Raw genomic sequence first — 18,416 nt, 5'->3', positions numbered from 1 at the left:
GGCGCGACCGGGACGAGCGAGCGACCGGGCGTCGCGCCGGCCTCAGATGATCGCGTCCCAGACGCCGGCGATGAGGAAGAACAGGCTGGTGTAGGCCGCGTACAGCAGCACGAGGACGGACGCGGCGATGGAGCCCTTGGGTCGTTCGATGTCGATCTCGCGGCGGGCCTCGACCAGCCGCGACTCGAACTCGAAGAGGTCGGCGATGACCAGGCCGACGACCAGCACGGAGAGGACGATCCCCGCGTGGTACTCGACGGTCGCGAAGTAGAACGCGCCGACGAGCAGGAGGGCGTTCGTCGCCACGCGGACGGGACTGCGCGTGAGCGCGTCCGCGCCGCCGTCGCGCGCCTGCTTGACGTGCTGTCCGTGCTCGGCCGCCCGGGCGACCATGTTCACCACCACGAGGGCGAGCAGGATGTAGCCGATGTACGGCCCGAGGATGGCGTCGATCGGGCCGAACAGCGAGACCGAGGAAGCCGAGGGTTCCATACGTAGGTGGGCGTTGCGCTCCCTTTAGTGCCTTTCCAATCCTCGCCCGTCGGTCGCGAGAAATCGGAGCGACCCCGCCGGCTCGACGCGCACGGGATCGTTCGGCGCGACCGGGCCCGCGCTGCGGTCGTCAGCGAGCAGTTCGACGGCGGCCTCGTCGCGCTCGACGCGCAGCGTCACCGTTCCCAGCGGGAGGACCCACCGGTCGGGATCGATGGCGAACGGCGCGACGGGGACGACCGCGGCGACGCCGCTCCCGAGCGCGAGCGCCGGGCCGCCCGCCGCTCGCGCGTAGCCGTGGCTGCCGAACGGGGTGGCGACCACCACCCCGTCGGCGCGGAAGCGCGCGACCGTCCGCCCGCCGCTCTCGACGGAGTACTCCGAGATCCGCGCCGGGGAGGCGGCGACGAGCATCACGTCCATCAGCGCGTGGGTCCGCCCGCCGGCGTGGCGGGCCGCGACGACCGGCACCTCGACGGTCCGACCCGCTCCCGCCGCGACGGTCGCGATCGCCTCGTCGACCGCCGCCAGCGGGACGGAGAGCGGCGAGTCCGCGTCGACCGCGAGGATCGGCGTGCGGCAGTCGGGCGCGAGGGACAGCACCGTCCCCTCGCCGACCGCGACGACCGCGTCGAGGTCCGGGGGGAGGTCGTCCGGGGAGACGGCGACGTACTCCGCGTCCGCGTCCTCGATGGCCGAGGTGACCGACCCGGGGACCGACCCCGGGACGCCGACCCGGGCGACGCCGTCCGGGTCGGTCGATCGGTCGCCCGCGCCCCCGCCCTCGTCGCTCGTCATTACTGCCCCCCTCGCGTCGCCCGTCCAAAAGCGTGACTCACGCTCGCGGCCCCGATCACGGGAGGTCCCCCGTGACCCGGAGCCCCTCGGCGTGGCCCTCCCGCTCGAGGGCGGCGACGATCTCCTCCCGCGACTGGCGGGCGATCGTCGTGTCCTCGCGCGCGAGGCGGACGACGAGGTCGGTCAGGAGGATGGCCCCCTCGCGCAGGTCGCGCGACTCCAGTTTGTCCAGCGTGTCCGCCCGGGTGTGGCCCCACCCCCGTCCCCGCTCGCCGGTCTCGCTCGTGACGTGGTAGGCGGGGACGCCTCCCGACAGCACGTACGGCCAGTGGTCGCTGTGCGGTCCCTGCTGGGGGTTCGTCGAGATCGGGTGGTCGAAGCGCTCCGCGACCGACCGGAGGACGGCGTCGAGGTCGTCGAACCCGTGCGTGTACGCCGAGAGCGTCCGACCCTGGAGCACGCCGTCGCAGTTGACGATCGCCTTGATCGAGTCGAGGTCGCGCTTCCCGGCGTCGTAACTCGACCCGCAGAGGCCCACCTCCTCGCTGCCGTAACAGACGAAGTGGACCCGCGTCTCGAGTTCCCGCTCGCGCATTGCGAGCGCGTTGGCGAGTTCGACGACCATCGCCGTCCCCGCGCCGTTGTCCATCGCGCCCTCGGCGATGTCGTGGGCGTCGACGTGGCTCGTCACGAACACCTCCTCGTCGGTCGCGGGCCCGAGGACCGCGTGGACGTTCTGGCTGGTCGCCGGGCCGTGCTCGCAGTCGACCTCGACGGTGACCGCCTCGCCAGCGTCGCCGAACCGCCGCGCGAGCCGCGCGCCCACCTCGCTCGAGACGCCGACCGCCGGGACGTCGCCGATGGGATCCTCCGGCGTTCCGACGCTCCCCGTCGGGGCGAGACAGCCCTCGACGTGGTTCCTGAAGACGAACGCCGACGCCCCCGCCCGCACCGCCCGGTAGTACTTCTCCCGGCGGTGGATGAACCGTTCGTAGTAGTCCGGGACGTCCGACGAGACCATCACGACCTTCCCGTCGAGGTCGCCGTCGAAGTCCTCCGGCAGGCCGTAGCCGAGGTCGGCGAACTCGCCGGTGGCGCTCCCCGCGGGGCTGCGCGGGAGGGCGAGACACGCCTGCTCGGTGCCGCCCGCGCGGACGACGCTGTCGCCGCGCGTCCATCTCTGTACCTCGAACTCGTCGAGGTGGGCGTCGCGCGCGCCGGCGGCAGAGAGCGCGTCGCGGGTGCGCTCGGCCGCCTCGCGCTCCCCGTCGCTGCCGGCCATCCGGTCGCCGACGTCGACGAGGGTCTCGAGGTGGTCCCACCCCACTCGACTCGTGAACGTCACGCCGATCCACTCGGTCATGTCGTCGGGTCGGACGGGCAGCGGCCTAAGCGTTGTCAGTCCGTCGCGGGGTCGATCGGGAGGTCGACTCACCAGTCCCGGTCCCGGCCCCAACTCCGATTCCGCGCGCCGCGCGAATGGCGAGCGTTTTTTGCCCTGCGCGCGACACCGGAGGTAGCATGCGGGACGTCCTCGAACAGTGGCGGCCAGTCATCGACGCGGAAATCGAGCGCCTGCTCCCCCGGACGATCGACGAGGCGTACCTCACGGACTTCTTCGGCCCCGCGTCCTACGCCTACGATCCGGACGCGATCCAGCGGGCGCTCGCCTCGCCGCTCTGGGATCTCCTCGACCGGGGCGGCAAGCGCTGGCGCGCGGTGCTCTTTCTCGTCTTCTGTGAGGCGTTCGGCGAGGACCCGCGCGACTTCCTCCCCTACGCCTGCATCCCCGAGATCCTCCACAACGGCACCATCATCGTGGACGACGTGGAGGACGGGGCGACGATGCGCCGCGGGGCACCGGCGCTCCACCACGACCACGGGGTCGACGTGGCGCTCAACGCCGGGAACGCGATGTACTTCCTCCCGCTCAAGGTAATCACCCGCAACCCCGCCGAACTCGACGCCGAGACCCGGCTGGCCGCCTACGAGATGCTCATGCACGAACTCAACCGGACGCACCTCGGGCAGGGGATGGACATCTGCTGGCACAACGGGCGAGCCATCGACATCACGGAGCGGGAGTACCTGGAGATGTGCGCCTGCAAGACCGGCTGTCTGGGTCGAATCGTCGCACGCCTCGCGGCCATCGTCACCGGGCAGGACCGCGAGACCGAACGCGAGGTCGCCCGCTACGCCGAGCGGATGAGCGTCGCCTTCCAGATCGCGGACGACGTGCTCGACGTGGAGACGAGCATGGAGGCCGGCGGCGAGTTCGGCAAGGGCGTCGGCAACGACGTCCGCGAGGGCAAGAAGACGCTGATGGTCATCCACGCGGCCGAACACGCGGACCCCGCGGACGTCGCCAGGCTCGAGGAACTGCTCTGGGCCGAGGAGAACACCGACGAGGAGGTGCGCGAGGTCGTCGAACTGCTCTCCGCGACCGGAAGCGTCGAGTACGCCCGCCGGCAGGCGCGCGACCTCGCCGCCAGCGCCCGCGATCACGTCGCCGCACTCGACCTCGAATCCGAACCCGCCGAGCGACTCACGGCGTTCACCCGCTTCGTCGTCGAGCGGGAGGTGTGAGCGGGGATTGTGAGCGGGGGATGTGAGCGGGCGGGCCGAAAACTGGTGAGGAGGGGCGAGGAGAGACGGGGAGGGGCGAGGAGGAACGGGGAGGGGCGAACACTGCGTGGGGCGACTCGCGAGCGGCCAACGCGCTCGCGAGTCGCTACGCCTATACTGCGACCGCGCCGACCGTGGGTATGGCGGAGTTCGATTTCGACTACGACCTTCTGAAGGAACTGACGGAAGCGCGGGGGGTTCCCGGGTACGAGGACCGCGTCCGCGAGATCGTCCGCCGCGAGTTCGCGGAGACGACCGACGAGGTCCGCTCGGACGCGATGGGCAACGTCGTCGGGACGATTCGCGGCGAGCGCGACTACGCCGTCCTCGTCGGCGCGCACATGGACGAGATCGGCTTCATGGTCCGGCACGTCACCGACGAGGGGTTCCTCCAGATCGACGCGCTCGGCGGGTGGGACGCGGACGTCCTCCGCGCCCAGCGCGTCACCGTCCACACGGAGGACGGCGACCTGCCGGGCGTCATCGGCTCGCCCCCGCCGCACCTCGAGTCCGACGACGAGGGCGACGAGTTCGAAGTCGAGGACGTCTACGTGGACCTGGGCATGGACGGCGACGCCGCGAGGGAGCGCGTCTCGGTCGGCGACCTCGTCTCGATGGACCAGACGACGACCGTCGTCGGCGACCTCGTCACCGGCAAGTCCCTCGACGATCGGGTCTGCCTGTTCGCCGTGCTCGAGGCCGCCCGCCGCATCGAGGACCCGACCGCGACGATCCACTTCGCCGCCACCGTCCAGGAGGAGGTCGGCCTGCGCGGCGCGGCGGCCCTCGGCGTCGACCTCGATCCCGACCTCGCGATCGCGATGGACGTGACCGTCGCGAGCGACCTCCCCGGCGTGGAGAAGGGAGAGCAGGTCACCCGCCTCGGGGAGGGCGCGGCGATCAAGCTCAAGGACTCGTCGGTCATCACGAACCCGAAGGTGAACCGCCGCCTCCGAGCGGTGGCCGAGGAGCGGGAGATCCCCGTCCAGCCGGAGGTGCTCCCCCGCGGCGGCACGGACACGGCGGGCTTCCAGAACTCCTACGGCGCGAAGCCGGTCGGCGCGATCTCGATCCCCACGCGCTACCTCCACACCGTCACCGAGAGCGCCCACCGCGAGGACGTCAGTGCGGCCATCGACCTCATCACGGCGTTCTTAGAGAGCGAGACGGGCGAGAACGACTACACGCTCTGAAACCACCTTTTTTCACGGAGGCCTCGCGGCCGCCGAAGGCGGCCGCTCGACCCCCGCCAAAAAATCTGGACCAAAAAAGGCCGCGGACGCGGAGCGTCCGCGGTGAACCGCGCCGCTTCGCGGCGCGGACGCTCGGCAGTCTCGCTCGCGGGTGCAACAGAGGAACGCGCCAGCGGGGTTCCTCCCCCGCTCAAATATCCCGGATGCGTCAGCGCTGCACTCAGGACCAGTCGTAGTCCTCGGTGATCTCGACGGCGTTCGTCTCACCCATGTCGATCGGTTCGAGGTCGAGGTCCTCCCGCACCGACGCCGGGATCGTGACCGCGTAACTCCCGTTCACCGTCGTCTCGTCGTCCTCGGTCGCCATGTGCGCGAATACACCCCTCGGACGGATAACGATTACCCGGGTAATTGTCGTGTGCCCACCCAGCGGGATCCTGTTTCACGACCTGCTCCTCGCTCTTCATCGTTCCTCCGCATCGGAGGGCGGATCGTCGCCCGCCGACCGCTCCACCTCGTAGATCGTCACGTCCTCGAACCGCCGCTCGACGTGCACGCCGGGTACGTCCTCGAACGACACCGTCCCGTAGCGCTCGCGCTCGTTCGGGCCAACGTAGACGTAGCGCACGTCGTAGCGATCGAGCAGACGGGCGCGCTGTGCGGGAGTCCCCGTGAAGATCAGATCCGCGTCCTCGACTCGGGCGGAGTAGGCCTCCGGACCGCGGTAGCCCACCTCGTGTCGCCACCCGGCGACGGTCTGGAGGCCGGTGAGCGTCGTCTCGGCGTTCGTCCACCCGTAGCTGTCGAGGCCGGGCGCGGCGGCGACGACGGGCCGCCCCTCGCGCGCGCCGAGCCAGCGGATCGCCTCGTACTCGTCGGGGTGGTACGTCTCGACGAACGCGAGCGCGTCGAGCGTCGGGTCGTCGGTGCGGGGGTACACCTCGGCGGCCTCGGCGTCGTAGCGCCCCGGGTTGGCGGTGAAGTGGTCGGTCAGCGCGAGCGCGCCGTAGACCGACATCGAGAGGACGAGCGCGGCGACGAGGACGCGCCCGGCGGTAAGCCCCGATCCCCTCTCCCTGCTCGCCCTCGCCCCGATCCTCCCGGGGAACGAACCGCGGGCGGCGCGCCGGAACGACGCCCCGACTGGGGTCGACCCGGGACTGCGAGCGAGGCCGGCGAGCGCGGCCCCCGCGGCGGGCGACCAGAGCACCCACACCTGCGCGTAGGTCTTGAAGACGGTGTTCATCCGGCCGGGGCCCGCCCGCTCCCGGACGTAGACGAGGTCCACGAGCATCACCAGCCCCGCCGCGGCGAGGATCAGGAGCGTCGCGAAGGCCGTCCCGTCGTCGGGGTCTGCGCGCAGGAGCCACCACGCGCAGAGCGCGAGGGGCAGGAGGAGGCCGAGCGCGGCGAACCCGAGCAGCCACAGCGCGATGCCCCCCGCGGCGGCCCCCCACGCGAGCCGCCGCGCCCGCGGGTCCCCCGCGACCGCCCTCGTCCGTCGCGCGAGGAGGGGGACGAACGCCGCGAGGAATCCCCCGTGGACGACCAGCAGCGCGTACATCGGGCTTCGATCCCCCGGGGGGACGAGGGCGACCGACCGGGCGCTCGCGCTGGTCGTCCAGAAGGGGAGCGAGACGAGCAGCGCGATGAGCGCGAGCGCGACGACGACGGCGAGCGCCGATCCGTCCCGGCGGAGTTCGCGGCCGAGCCGAGCGACTCGCCGCCCGCGCGAGCCCTCCACCGAGTCGCCCGCCGAGTCGCGCCGGTCGGGGCGAGGCGCTCCGCCGAGCGTTCGCGGGAGGAGCGTCGCGGGCGAGGCCGGGGCGAAGGCGAGCGCGAGCCACGTCAGGCCGAGCACGGTCGGGAGCGACCACGTGTTGACGACCGCGACGAACCCGGCGTCGAGCGCGAGGACGGCGAGCAGCGCCCATCGTCGCGGGTGCGCCGCCGCGGGCGTCCGGAAGTAGGCGTAACACAGCGTCGCCGCGAGCAGGAGGAACGGCGCGCTCGTCATGTGGGCGTGGAGGTCGCCGTTGAGCCACGCGAACAGCGGGAACTCGTTGATCGTCCCCGGGACGACGCGGCTCGCCCCCCAGTACGTGAAGTCGGCGACGGGCCGGTAGCCTGCGGCCTCGAATCCCCGGACGCCCACGAGGACCGCACCCGCCTCCGCGACAGATTCGGGGAGGAACGCGCCGAGGACGCGCAGCGGCGTGTAGAGGTTGCTCGCGAACCCGACGAAGAACGCCCCGAGCGCACCCGCCGTCCGTCGGGAGGCCCCCCTCGCGTCGCCGAGCGCGCCCGCGAGGCCGTAGGCCGCGGTGACGAGGGTCGCGTAGAACCCGGCGAGCGCGAGGTTGTAGGCGAACCGGGCCTCGATGTCGGTCAGCCGAGCGAGCAGCGCGGCGAGGAGGTGCCCGCCGTAGTAGTACCGTACCGGTTCGCCCGCGAACCACGGATCCAGCGGGGGGAGGGCCTCCGTCCGGAGGAGCGCGCGCAGGAGCGAGAAGTCGAGGAACTTCTCGCCCATCGTGGCGTGGACCGCCGGATCGACGGCGCGGACGGCGACGAGAAACAGGAAGGCGACCGCGAACACGAGCGCCGTCTCGACCGCGCGCCGCCCGTGCGGTCGCGCCCCGAGCCGGTGGGCGAGCGCCGACGCCCCGGCGAGGGCGAGCAGCCCCGCGCCCAGCGCGATCGGGCCGAACGCGAGGTGGCCGACCCAGTAGGCGACGCTCCCGACGACGAGCAGCGAGAGGGGGAGGGCGATCCCCGCGCCGCGGTCGGGGAGCCGCGGCGTCAGCGCCGCGGCGACGGGGAGCCCGGCGGCGAACAGGCCGAGGGAGACGACGAGCCACCGGGCGACGAGCCCCCACTCCATGTCCGGTGACCGGTCGCCTCGCGCATACGTCTTCCGTCCGAGGGGGAGGACGCCTTGACGCCCGACGCCGTCCTCGCGACCGACCGTCTCGCCGGTCGCGACGGTGACCGATGCCCCCGAGTGACAGACGGCGGTCGAATCACAACCCTTACTTACCCGAGTGCGGTACGAAGATGTAGCGGGATGGGATAGCCAGGAGATTCCGCCGGGCTCATAACCCGGAGATCGGTAGTTCAAATCTACCTCCCGCTATCTTCTGTGGCGCACACAGCGAACGAGGAGCGAAGCGAGTCGTGAGCCGTGCGCCACGACGATAGCGTCGAGTAGATTTGAATCAGGGAGCGAGCGGGATGAGCGACCGTGGTTCAAATCTACCTCCCGCTACTTCTCTCAGACCCACGCTCCGGGCGTGAGTTTTAGCTCGACGCCCCTACGTGGTTCCGTGTATATCGTCCGGAGTAGATTTGAACGAGAGGACGAGCGAAGCGAGTCCGCGTAGTTCGAATCTACCTCCCGCTACTTCTCTCGGATCCACACACCGAGCGTCGAGTCGCGATCCCACGTAGAAAATCGGCCATTCGTTTCCGATCGTTTCCGGAGCGATTCGACCGCGCGACCGGCCTACGGCTTTGCGTCGGCGTCCCTCGCGAGCGCCTGCTGGAGTTCGTTCGCGGCGGCGGCCGAGGACTCCGGGCCGCGGGCGGTGATGAGGTCGCCGTCGACGGTGACGCTCACGTCCTCGTCGAGTTCGGCGTCCCAGTCGCCGCCGGCGGCGATCACCTCGTCTTCGACCCAGTAGGGGAGCTTTCGCCCGTCGGGCATCAGGTCGTTCTCGTCGACGATGCCCTCCTCCCAGTCGTTCGGGAAGCCGGTGACGTCGCGCCCCTCGACGAGGAACGAGCCGTCGCTCGCCCGGGTGAACCCGAGGAGGCCGACGGCGTGGCAGACGACGAGCGCGACGCTTCCCTCGTTCTCCACGGCGTCGCGCAGGAGCGCCCGCGCGTGGCGGTCCTGGTTCACGTCCCACTCGGTGCCGTGGCCGCCGGGGAAGACGACGGCGTCGAAGTCCGCCGCGTCGACGGTCGCGAGCGCCTCGGGGTCGTTCAGCCGCTCGTCGGTCTCGTGTACCTCCCTGATCCGCTCTGCGGTCTCCTCGCCGACGGTCTCGGGGTCCACCGAGCGCTCGTCGACGACCGCCGGGCCTCCGGTCGGCGTCGCGACCGTGACGTCCACGCCCGCCTCGTCGAGCGTCGTCAGCGGCTCGATACACTCCTCGCCCCAGTACCCCTCCTCGCTTACGACGAACAGCGCTGATGCCATCGTCGTCGTTACGCGCGCCCTCCGGAAAAGTGTGGGTTACCCCGCGCCGGTCGCCGCTTTCGCGCCCGTTATGTCGCCCGCCGATTCGCCGTCCTCCCTCGAAATTCACCCGTCGCCGTGTTCGTCGACGATGACGACCCGTCCGTCGACGACGTCGACGTTGATCAGCGTCTTCACGTCGTAGTCGGCCATCGCGTTCTCGCCGCCCACCTTCTTGATGACGGCGACGATGTCGGCGACGTCGGCTCCGACCTCCTCGAGCGCCTGGGTGATCCCGCGGAGCGTCCCGCCGGTCGAGAGCACGTCGTCGAGGACGAGCACGCGGTCGCCCTCGGCGACGTCGTTCATGTACATCTCGTTCTCCGAGTAGCCCGTCACCTGCGCGAGCGAGACCTCGCCCTCCAGCCCGTACTGTCGCTTGCGGATGACGACGAGCGGGATGTCGGTCATGAGCGAGACGGCGGTCGAGATGTGGATGCCCATCGCGGCGGGCGTGACGATCTTGTCGACCTCCTCTAAGTTCGCCTTCCGGATGATCTTGATGACGATCTCGCGCAGGAGCGAGGGTTCGAGCATCGGCACGCCGTCGCTGATGGGGTGGACGAAGTAGTGGTAGTCCCCCTTCTCGATGATCGGTGCCTCGCGCAGTGACCGGGCGAGCTTGTCCATGTCGCCCCTATTCGGTGGGTGGTAAAAATGACGGTGGTACGCGACGGGACTGACTCCCCGTCGCACGCCGGGGAGTCGTCGGGTCGCCTCGCGTCGCCGCTCGCCTCGTCACACGTCGCCGTCGCGATCGACCCGTCGTCACCCGGTGGCGAGCGCGGCGGCCAGCGCCCGGGCGAGCGGGAGGGCGTGGACGCCCGCGTCCGCGAAGTGAACGAACGACGCGAACAGCGCGAGGTCCGCGCCCGCGGCCAGCGCGAGGCCGAGGCAGACCGCACCGACGCGGGGCAGGAACCGCCCGGCGCGGGCGACGAGGAGCCACGCGGCGAGTCCGCCGGCCGTCGCGAGGCCGAGCCACGCGTGAAACTGCATCGCCTCGCCGAGCGCCGCGTCGGTGAGCGCGAGCCACGCGAAGACGGCCTGTCCCCCGACGAGCACACCGACGACCACCGTCCACCCGACGAGCGGCCCCCGCGCGGCGAGGACGCGCCGAACCGGCGTCTGTCGGGCGACGCCGTAGACGCCGAGGGCGAACAGCGGGAGGAGATAGCGCACGGTGACCTGCGCGTGGAGCGGCAGGCGGGGGAGGTAGACGAGCGTCAGGCCGACGCTCACGGCGACCGCGAAGGCGTCGGCGACGACCGTCGGGTCGCGCCCGTCGGGGAGTCGCCGTCCGGAGCGGAGGTGCCGGGCGAGCGCGACGGGGAGGGGACAGAGCGCCCCGAGCAGGGGGACCGATTCGAGGACGGTGAGGTTGATCGCCTGACCGATCCCGGGTTCGTCCACGCCCGGGATCGTCCCGCTCCTGAGGAACGTGTAGCGCAGGCGCGCCGGGCGTTCGACGACGGCGCGCGCCCCGCGAGTCAGGAGCGCGAGCAGGACGCCCACCTTCCCGAGGACGCCGCCGCCCGCGTTCGGATCCGGCCGTCCGGTGGGGGCGTCCGGCGAGCGAGCCCCGCGGGGACCGCCGACGGCGGAGTCGCCGCCGGTGCCCGGGCCCGGTGTCGCCCCGCCGTCCCCCGCGACCGGCGGCAGCGGTCCCCCGGCGTAGTCGGGCCACAGGCGCGGCGGCTGGATCGGCGTGCCGACGACGAGCGCGTTCGTGAGCAGAAAGAGGAGGAGCGCGACCCCGAACGCCGCCGCGACGGTCGCGAGCGTCCGCGGGTCGTTCGCGCGCGCGGTGGGGAGATCGACCGCGAGCAGCGCGACGAGGACGACGAGCGCCTCCGGCGCGTGGACCCACGCGAGGAGCGCGACCCAGGCGTACGCGAGCGCCCGGAACCGTCGTTCCGACGTCGGGTCGCCCTCGCGACTCCGGTACAGCGAGTAGAGCGCGGCGAGGGTCAGCGCGGTCACGACGACGTGGCGCTTCGGGATCGACGCCCAGAACCCGACCGGCGTCGCGAGGACGCCCGCGAGCCCCGCGAACAGTCCAGCGCGCCGGTCGTGGGCGCGCGCGACGAGGCGGTAGAGGAGGACCGCGACCATTCCGGCGGCGACGATCGTGCTCGCCTGCAGCGCCAGCATCGGGAACCAGACGGGATCGAGAGGCGTCGCGACGGCGAGGTTCGCGGCGAAGACGGCGAGCGAGAGCGCGCTCCCGCCGAGTTCGAACGCGCGTCGGCGTCCCGCGATCCGCCCGATCGCCGTCGAGAGGGCGAGCAGGAGGAGGCCGTAGCAGGCGGCGAGCGCGACGCGCGGGTCGGCGACGGCGGCGACCGCCTCGACCGCCCGGAGGAGGGGGAGCGCGAGGAAGACGTGGCCGTAGTTGCGCCCGTAGAGCCGCCCCCCGACGAGGTGCATCCCCGGGGTATCCGGCGAACCGCCGTACGTCACCGCCGGGGGGATCCAGAGGTGTCCCCGCGAGACCCCGACGAGCGCGTTGGCGATCGTGTAGTTGTCGGTGATGAAGAAGCCGACCCGCCAGCAGGAGAGGGCGAACAGCGTCGTCGCGAGGAAGACGACGACCCCGAGGCGGTCGCCGAAGAGCGCGCGGCCCGCCGCGCGCGCGGCGGCGGTGAGTCCCGCGGCCGCGTCGGCGCGTCGGCGGTCGAGCCGTCCGACGACGCTCACCCGACCACCTCGACGGTCACCGTCTCCCGGCGGAGGACCGTCACCTCCTCGCCCGATCGGAGCGTCAGGGACAGTTCCGCCTCGTACGTCGCCCGGTCGATCCGGTCGGGCGCGAAGGCGTCGCGGGCGAGCGCGAGTTCCACCCGCCCCGTCGTCGTCGCGTCGAGCGAGCGGAGCGTCACGCGCGAGTACCCGAGGTCGGGGACGCTCACCGCGTAGACCAGTATCGGCCGTCCCGTCACGTCGCGCACGGTCGCCCGTGCCGGAGGGACCGAGAGCGCGTAGGCGTCCGCGCCGTAGCGACCGCGCTCCAGCGTCGCGGCGTCCGGGAGCGCCACGTCGCGCACGGACGCCGCCCCCTCGCCCGAGCCGAACCCCGAACCCCGTTCCGGCGTGAGATCGACGACGCCGTGGGGACCCGACAGCAGGAGCGTCGCGACGACGATCCCGACCGTGACGCGAGTCGGTGTCGCGCGGAGGTTCATTATCTAAAACGTGACATACAAGAATATAAGTTAGTGTGGTCGGGGTGACCGTGTGGGGTGGTCGACAGGATCGAGGTAACGGGGCGCGTGGAGACCTTCGCGGGGACGAGAGGCCGCGTCGCCGTCGCTACCGCGCGCTCCCGTCGTCGGTGGCGTTTGAGAACTATTAAGCGCGCCTCGCCCGCTCCTCTTACTGTGCAACCGGAACCGGCGATTCTCCTCGCCGTGCTGGCGCTCCCGTTCGTCGGCGCGGCGGCGACCCCACTCGTCTACCGCTGGCTCGGCGAGCGGACCGCGTACTACGCGGCCGCGATCGCCGCCGGGTGTCTCGGGCTCCTGCTCACGCAGTACGGGACCCGGGGCACCGTCAGCGTGGAGTGGATCCCCTCCCTCGACGTCTCGCTCGTGCTCTATCTCGACGGGCTGGCGTTCCTCATCGGGCTGCTCGCGAGCGGAGTCGGTGTCCTCATCTTCACCTACTCCGGCGGGTACATGCACGGCGAGCCGGGGCAGGCGAAGTACTACACCACGCTGCTGGTGTTCATGGGCGCGATGCTCGGGATCGCGCTCGCGGCCGACCTCGTCGCGCTGTTCGTCTTCTGGGAACTCACGAGCGTCTCCTCGTTCGTCCTCATCGGCCACTACCAGCGCCGCGACTCCTCGCTCTACGCGGCGCGCAAGTCGATGCTCATCACGGTCTCCGGGGGGCTGTTCATGCTCGTCGGGTTCCTCCTGCTCAACTACGTCTCGCCCGACGCGCTCGGGCAGGCGACGTTCGCGCTGTTCGGGACCGAGAACGCACCCGGACTGATCGAGAACGCGGGGGCGGTCCGCGAGGCGCTCGAAGCGCGCGGCCTCTACGTCCCGGTGCTCGTGCTCCTCGGGATCGGCGCGGCGGCGAAGTCCGCGCAGGTGCCGCTTCACGTCTGGCTACCGAACGCGATGGAGGCCCCCACGCCCGTCTCCGCGTTCCTCCACAGCGCGACGATGGTGAAGGCGGGCGTCTACCTCGTCGGGCGGTTCCGCCCCCTCCTGCTGACCGAGGAGTGGATGGTGTTCTTCGCCGCGCTCGGCCTGCTGACCATGACCGTCGCCGCGATACTGGCGGTCGGGGCGACCGACATCAAGGAGCTGCTCGCGTACTCGACGGCCTCCCACCTGGGTCTCATCGTCGCGGGCTTCGGCCTCGAGACCTTCTACGGCGGGGAGGCGGGCGTCCTCCACATCTTCAACCACGCGGTGTTCAAGGCGACGCTGTTCCTCGTCGCGGGCATCGTCGCCCACGAGGCGGGGACGCGCGCCATCTCGGAGCTGGGAGGGCTGCGCCACGACCTCCCGATCACCGCGGGCGTCACGGCGATCGCCGCGCTCAGCATGGCCGGCGTCCCCCCGTTCGCGGGGTTCTACTCGAAGGAGTTGCTGTTCGAGGCGACCTACGAGGTCGCCCACGACCTCGGCGGGATCTGGTGGCTCCTGCCCGTCGTGGCGGTGTTCGGGAGCGTCTTCACGTTCCTCTACTCCGTGAAGTTCCTCTCGCTGTTCCTCGGGGAGCGGTCCGACGACCTCGGACACGTCCACCGCCCGCCGCTGCCGATGCTCCTACCGCCGCTCGCGCTGACGGTCATCGGGGCGTACACGGCACTCTCCTACACCGGGCTGCTGCCGCAGGTGTTCGTCGCGACCGTCGCGCAACCGGCGCTCGACAGCGTGCTCCTCCACGCCCACGACTTCGACCTCCACTTCCCGACGACGCTCAGTCCCTACGTGCTCATGAGCGCCGTCACCATCGCGATCGGCGCGGCGGCGTACCCGTTCTACGACCGCCTGCACCTCGGCGTCAGACGCCTCGCCTCGGTCCCGGTCCTCTCGCCGAACGCCTACTACGACGGCTCGATGCGGGCGCTCGCCGTCGGGAGCGACCTCGTGCCGGCGTACGTCCAGACCCGGCAGCTCCGCACCTACGCCGCGACGGTGCTGCTGTCGGTCTGTGCGCTCGCGCTCTCCGGGTACGTCGTCGGCGGCGTCGGGCTCCCGGCGATCACGGGGGTCGGCCTCGAACTCCCCATCATGGTGGTCGCGTTCGTGGCCGTGATCGGCGCGGTCGCGGTGAGCGTCGCTCCCTCGCACGTCGCGGGCGTGCTGACGCTCTCGATCGTCGGCTTCATGGTGGCGATCTTCTTCATCCTCGCGAGCGCGCCGGACCTCGCGCTGACCCAGCTGGTCATCGAGACGCTCGTGTTGCTGATCTTCCTGCTCGTGCTCGACAAGCTCCCGGCGTTCTACGGCGAGTTGAACCGCCGAGAGGCGATCCCGGACGCGGTCGTCGCGGGGATCGTCGGCGGGACGGTGACGCTCACCGTCCTGCTGACGACGGCGGCGAGCCCCGAGGACGGGATCGCGACGTTCTTCGTCGAGACCGCACCCGTCCCGGAGGAGCACGGCCACCTCATCGTCGACGCGGGCGGCGGGAGCAACATCGTGAACGTGATCCTGGTCGACTTCCGAGCCTTCGACACGATGGGCGAGATCTCGGTGATCGCGATGGCGGCGCTCGCGGTGTTGACCCTCGTCGGGATGCGAAACAGGGGTGAGCGCGCGTGAGTTCGGGCTCCGACCACCCGACGACGCTCATCGCCCGCACCGTCGCGCGCGCGGTCGTCCCGATCGTCCTGCTGACGGCCGTCGCGCTGTTGATCCAGGGGCACAACCTGCCCGGCGGCGGGTTCATCGCGGGCGTGCTCACGGTGGTCGCGTTCGCGCTCGTCTACATCGTCTTCGGTCAGGACTACGTCCAGCGCGAGCTGCTCCACGTCGGTTCGGACGCCGAGTTCGAGGGCGGCGCGATCGCCGAGTACGGCCGGACGTTCACGTTCGGCCTCGGTCTCGCGGCCGTCGCCGGCGCGACGTTCATCGCGCTGGGCGGGAACTTCCTGACCCAGGTGGTCGTGTTCGTCGAGCACGTGCCGCTGTACGGCGAGGTGGAGATCGCGAGCGCGCTCTGGTTCGACCTCGGCGTCTACTTCGTCGTCGTCGGGGCGCTCCTGACGATCCTCGCGGTGGTGGGTCGCGAATGACCCAGGTCGTCCTCGCGGTCGTCCTCGGCGCGATGTTCGCGGTCGGGACGTTCCTGCTCCTGCGCCGCGACGTCGTCCGGGTCGTCTGGGGCGTCACGATCATCAGCCAGGCGACGAACGTCTACCTCGTCACGATGGGCGGGCTGACCGGGTCGGTGCCCGTCCTCGGGCACGGCGGCCACGTCGACCCGTCGACGGTGACCGACCCGCTCGTGCAGGCGCTGGTGCTCACCGCCATCGTCATCGGCTTCGGGACGACGGCGTTCGCGCTGGTGCTCACCTACCGCGTCTACGAGGAGCACGGCACCATCGACCTGCGCGAACTCGGCGAGGAGGAGGTGGAGCTGTGACGCCGTCGCTGCTCCAGGCCGGGGTGGCACCGGCCAGCGGGATGGACCTCGTGGTCGCGCCGCTGCTCGTCGCGCTGTTCGCGGCCGTCGCGACGCTCGCGCTGCGCTCGCGACTCCGCCTCCAGCGCGCGGTGAGCGTCCTCGGGAGCCTCGCCTACGGCGCGACGGTCGTCGCGCTCGCGATGGCCGTCGCCGCCGACGCGGACGGGTACATCGTCTACCAGCTCTCCAGCTGGCGAGCGCCGTTCGGCATCTCGTTCGTCGCCGACCCGCTCTCCGTGTTCATGCTCGGCCTGACGGCGGTCGTCACGCTGGCGGCGCTCGTCTTCGCCGTCCGGTCGGTGAACGACGTCGGCCAGCGGCTCTCGTTTCACCCGCTGTACCACCTCATGGTGGTGGGGATCACCGGATCGTTCCTCACGGGCGACGTGTTCAACCTGTTCGTCTGGTTCGAGGTGATGCTCATGTCGAGCTACGTGCTCGTCGTCTTCTACAGCGGCCCGGAACAGACCCGCGCGGCGCTGCACTACGCCTTCCTCAACCTGGTGGGGAGCGCGGTCATGCTCCTCGCCATCGGCGGGCTGTACGCCACGACGGGGACGCTCAACATGGCCGACATGGCCCGTCGGCTCGCGAACGCGGGTCAGTTCAACGTCGACCTCGCGGCCGTCCTCGGTCTCTCGGCGATGCTCCTTTCGGTGTTCGCGCTGAAGTCGGGGATCGTCCCGTTCCAGTTCTGGGTGCCGGACGCCTACCGCGCCGCCCCCTCGCCGGTGACGGCGGTGCTCGCGGGCGTCGTGAAGAAGGTGGGCATCTACGCGATCGTCCGGCTGTACTTCACGATCTTCGCCGCGGCGGAACTGCCCCGGGCCGTCTTCGGGATCGAGGGGTCGTTCCTCGCGTTCTTCGCGCCGATCCTGTTCGCGATGGCCGTCGGCAGCATCGTCGTCGGGGGCGTCGGCGCGATGAACCGCTCCGACCTCGACGGCCTGCTCGCCTACTCGAGCATCGGGCAGGTCGGGTTCATCGTCCTGCCGCTCGCGCTCGCGGCGGCCGCGCCCGCCGACAGCGCTCTCCGCGTCCTCGGGGTCACCGCCGCGCTGATCTACTCGGTCAACCACGGGCTGGCGAAGGGGCTGCTGTTCCTCGTCAGCGGGGCCGTCGAGAAGACCCTCGGGACCGTCACCTTCGACTACCTGGGCGGGATCTCCGAACGGGAGCCGGTGCTCGCGGGATCGTTCTTCGTCGGCGCGCTCGCGCTGATCGGTATTCCGCCGCTGTCGGGCTTCTTCGGTAAACTGCTGGTGTTCGACGCGGCCGTCGAGGCGGAGTCGGCGCTCGCGCTGGCCGTCGCCCTCGGCGGCGCGATCCTCACCATCGCGTACCTCTCGCTCGCGTGGAACCGGGGGTTCTGGGGCGCGCCCTCCCCCGGCGTCGAGGAGTCGTCGGTCGACTCGCTGTTCGTGGTCGTGGCCGTCGCGCTCGCGGTGAGCATCGTCGTCCTCGGGATCGGGTTCGAGCCGCTCTACGCGGCCGCCGAGCGGGCCGCCCGGGTCGGCACCGACACCGGTGCGTACGTCGACGCGGTCCTCCGGAGCGGGGGTGGTGGCGCGTGAAGCGCTGGCCCGCCGTCGGGTGCGTGCTGGCCGTCCTGTGGGTGTTCGTGAGCGGCGCGCCGCTCACCCCGCTCGGGCTGCTCGGCCAGTTCGTCTTCGGACTGGCGGTCGGCTTCGCAATCGCCTACGCGACGCGCGACCTCTACGCCGAGGAGATCGACGTCCCGCGGGCGGTGCGGGTCGTCCCCGAGGCGACGCTCTACCTGTTCGTGTTCCTGCGGGAGCTGATCACGGCGAACCTGGACGTGGCCTACCGCGTCCTGAGCCCGTCGCTCCCCATCGAGCCGGACGTGGTGGCCGTCCCGCTGCGCGTCGAGAACCCCGTCGCGATCACCACCATCGCCAACAGCATCACGCTCACCCCCGGAACCCTGACCATGGACTACGACGAGGAGACCAACACGCTGTACGTGCACGCGATCACCGGACAGAGCGACTACGACGCGGTCGTCGACCCCATCCGCGCGTGGGAGGACCTCGCGCTGATCATCTTCGACGAGGAGGTCGAACCCGAGGAGGCGGCCCCGCCGCGGCCCGGAGGTGGCGTCCGTGGCGACTGAACTGCCAGGCCTCCTCGGGCCGGTGGTCTTCGCGGGCCTGCTCGTCGCGAGCGGGCTCACCCTGCTCGCCGGCTACCGGGTCATCGTCGGGCCGACGACGCCCGACCGCGTCGTCGCGCTCGACGTGATCGCGACGAACGTCGTCGCCATCGCGCTGCTGTTCGCGCTCCAGACCGGCGAGGCGCTGTTCGTCGACGTGAGCCTCGTGCTCGCCATCATCGGCTTCGTCAGCACCGTCGCCGTCGCGCGGTACGTCACGGAGGGGGACATCATCGAGTGA

General features: G+C 71.2%; 17 protein-coding genes and 1 tRNA gene. 9 read left to right on the top strand and 9 right to left on the bottom strand.

Annotated features, from left to right (window positions below; translation table 11 throughout):
- Window positions 1–42: 42 nt before the first annotated feature.
- From NKI68_RS14220 to NKI68_RS14210, 3 genes are read right to left on the bottom strand one after another with little or no spacing between them, the layout of a single operon-like run.
- On the bottom strand, window positions 43–492 hold the full coding sequence (locus NKI68_RS14220) for a DUF7313 family protein (RefSeq protein WP_254543759.1): 450 nt from the start codon (window positions 490–492) through the stop codon (window positions 43–45).
- 24 nt (window positions 493–516) lie between these two features.
- Window positions 517–1,290 carry an NAD(+)/NADH kinase gene (locus tag NKI68_RS14215; protein WP_254543758.1) on the bottom strand — a complete coding sequence of 258 codons (774 nt, stop codon included), beginning with the start codon at window positions 1,288–1,290 and terminating at the stop codon, window positions 517–519.
- 55 nt (window positions 1,291–1,345) lie between these two features.
- The gene (locus tag NKI68_RS14210; protein ID WP_254543757.1) at window positions 1,346–2,653 is read right to left on the bottom strand and encodes a M28 family peptidase; all 1,308 of its coding nucleotides are present in this window, start codon (window positions 2,651–2,653) and stop codon (window positions 1,346–1,348) included.
- A gap of 158 nt (window positions 2,654–2,811) precedes the next feature.
- Between NKI68_RS14210 and NKI68_RS14205 the strand changes: the two genes are divergently transcribed.
- Together NKI68_RS14205 and NKI68_RS14200 are read left to right on the top strand one after the other, a co-directional pair.
- Window positions 2,812–3,876, top strand: coding sequence for a polyprenyl synthetase family protein (locus tag NKI68_RS14205; protein ID WP_254543756.1), 1,065 nt, complete (start codon window positions 2,812–2,814; stop codon window positions 3,874–3,876).
- A 179-nt stretch (window positions 3,877–4,055) separates the two neighbouring features.
- Window positions 4,056–5,108 (top strand): M42 family metallopeptidase, encoded by a 1,053-nt coding sequence (locus tag NKI68_RS14200; RefSeq protein WP_254543755.1) that lies wholly within the window; start codon window positions 4,056–4,058, stop codon window positions 5,106–5,108.
- 220 nt (window positions 5,109–5,328) lie between these two features.
- Here NKI68_RS14200 and NKI68_RS14195 read toward each other — a convergent pair whose 3' ends face one another.
- The gene (locus NKI68_RS14195; RefSeq protein WP_254543754.1) at window positions 5,329–5,475 is read right to left on the bottom strand and encodes an AbrB/MazE/SpoVT family DNA-binding domain-containing protein; all 147 of its coding nucleotides are present in this window, start codon (window positions 5,473–5,475) and stop codon (window positions 5,329–5,331) included.
- A gap of 96 nt (window positions 5,476–5,571) precedes the next feature.
- On the bottom strand, window positions 5,572–7,992 hold the full coding sequence (locus tag NKI68_RS14190; RefSeq protein WP_254543753.1) for a DUF2298 domain-containing protein: 2,421 nt from the start codon (window positions 7,990–7,992) through the stop codon (window positions 5,572–5,574).
- Window positions 7,993–8,169: 177 nt separating this feature from the next.
- Here NKI68_RS14190 and NKI68_RS14185 point away from each other — a divergent pair.
- Window positions 8,170–8,244 (top strand) — tRNA-Met (locus NKI68_RS14185).
- 369 nt (window positions 8,245–8,613) lie between these two features.
- Here the strand turns inward: NKI68_RS14185 and NKI68_RS14180 are convergent.
- From NKI68_RS14180 to NKI68_RS14165, 4 genes are all read right to left on the bottom strand, one after another.
- Window positions 8,614–9,312, bottom strand: a complete 699-nt coding sequence (locus NKI68_RS14180) for a type 1 glutamine amidotransferase domain-containing protein (protein WP_254543751.1) — start codon at window positions 9,310–9,312, stop codon at window positions 8,614–8,616.
- A gap of 105 nt (window positions 9,313–9,417) precedes the next feature.
- Window positions 9,418–9,981: a hypoxanthine/guanine phosphoribosyltransferase gene (hpt, locus tag NKI68_RS14175; protein ID WP_254543750.1), complete on the bottom strand. Its 564-nt coding sequence runs from the start codon at window positions 9,979–9,981 to the stop codon at window positions 9,418–9,420.
- Between the two features lie 138 nt (window positions 9,982–10,119).
- Window positions 10,120–12,051 carry a hypothetical protein gene (locus NKI68_RS14170; RefSeq protein ID WP_254543749.1) on the bottom strand — a complete coding sequence of 644 codons (1,932 nt, stop codon included), beginning with the start codon at window positions 12,049–12,051 and terminating at the stop codon, window positions 10,120–10,122.
- The gene (locus tag NKI68_RS14165; protein ID WP_254543748.1) at window positions 12,048–12,536 is read right to left on the bottom strand and encodes a hypothetical protein; all 489 of its coding nucleotides are present in this window, start codon (window positions 12,534–12,536) and stop codon (window positions 12,048–12,050) included. Before NKI68_RS14165 ends, NKI68_RS14170 begins: the two co-directional genes overlap by 4 nt.
- Before the next feature lie 195 nt (window positions 12,537–12,731).
- Between NKI68_RS14165 and mbhE the strand changes: the two genes are divergently transcribed.
- Genes mbhE through NKI68_RS14135 form a run of 6 tightly spaced genes read left to right on the top strand, consistent with a single transcriptional unit; the run spans window position 12,732 to window position 18,416 of the window.
- A complete protein-coding gene (mbhE, locus tag NKI68_RS14160) occupies window positions 12,732–15,137 on the top strand; it encodes a hydrogen gas-evolving membrane-bound hydrogenase subunit E (protein WP_254543747.1) in 2,406 nt (801 codons plus the stop codon).
- Entirely contained in the window at window positions 15,134–15,610 is a 477-nt protein-coding gene (locus tag NKI68_RS14155) for an MnhB domain-containing protein (RefSeq protein WP_254543746.1), read from the top strand. The genes mbhE and NKI68_RS14155 overlap by 4 nt, the downstream gene beginning before the upstream one ends.
- Complete coding sequence (locus NKI68_RS14150; protein ID WP_254543745.1) at window positions 15,607–15,960, top strand: sodium:proton antiporter; 354 nt, start codon at window positions 15,607–15,609, stop codon at window positions 15,958–15,960. The genes NKI68_RS14155 and NKI68_RS14150 overlap by 4 nt, the downstream gene beginning before the upstream one ends.
- Before the next feature lie 41 nt (window positions 15,961–16,001).
- Window positions 16,002–17,576, top strand: coding sequence for a complex I subunit 5 family protein (locus NKI68_RS14145; RefSeq protein ID WP_254546437.1), 1,575 nt, complete (start codon window positions 16,002–16,004; stop codon window positions 17,574–17,576).
- Entirely contained in the window at window positions 17,573–18,136 is a 564-nt protein-coding gene (locus tag NKI68_RS14140) for a Na+/H+ antiporter subunit E (RefSeq protein ID WP_254543744.1), read from the top strand. Before NKI68_RS14145 ends, NKI68_RS14140 begins: the two co-directional genes overlap by 4 nt.
- Complete coding sequence (locus NKI68_RS14135; RefSeq protein ID WP_254543743.1) at window positions 18,126–18,416, top strand: MrpF/PhaF family protein; 291 nt, start codon at window positions 18,126–18,128, stop codon at window positions 18,414–18,416. The genes NKI68_RS14140 and NKI68_RS14135 overlap by 11 nt, the downstream gene beginning before the upstream one ends.

Origin of the sequence: Halomarina pelagica (genome assembly GCF_024228315.1) — an archaeon.
In the GTDB taxonomy this organism is placed as follows: domain Archaea; phylum Halobacteriota; class Halobacteria; order Halobacteriales; family Haloarculaceae; genus Halomarina; species Halomarina pelagica.
This window is presented reverse-complemented; position numbering and strand designations above follow the sequence as displayed.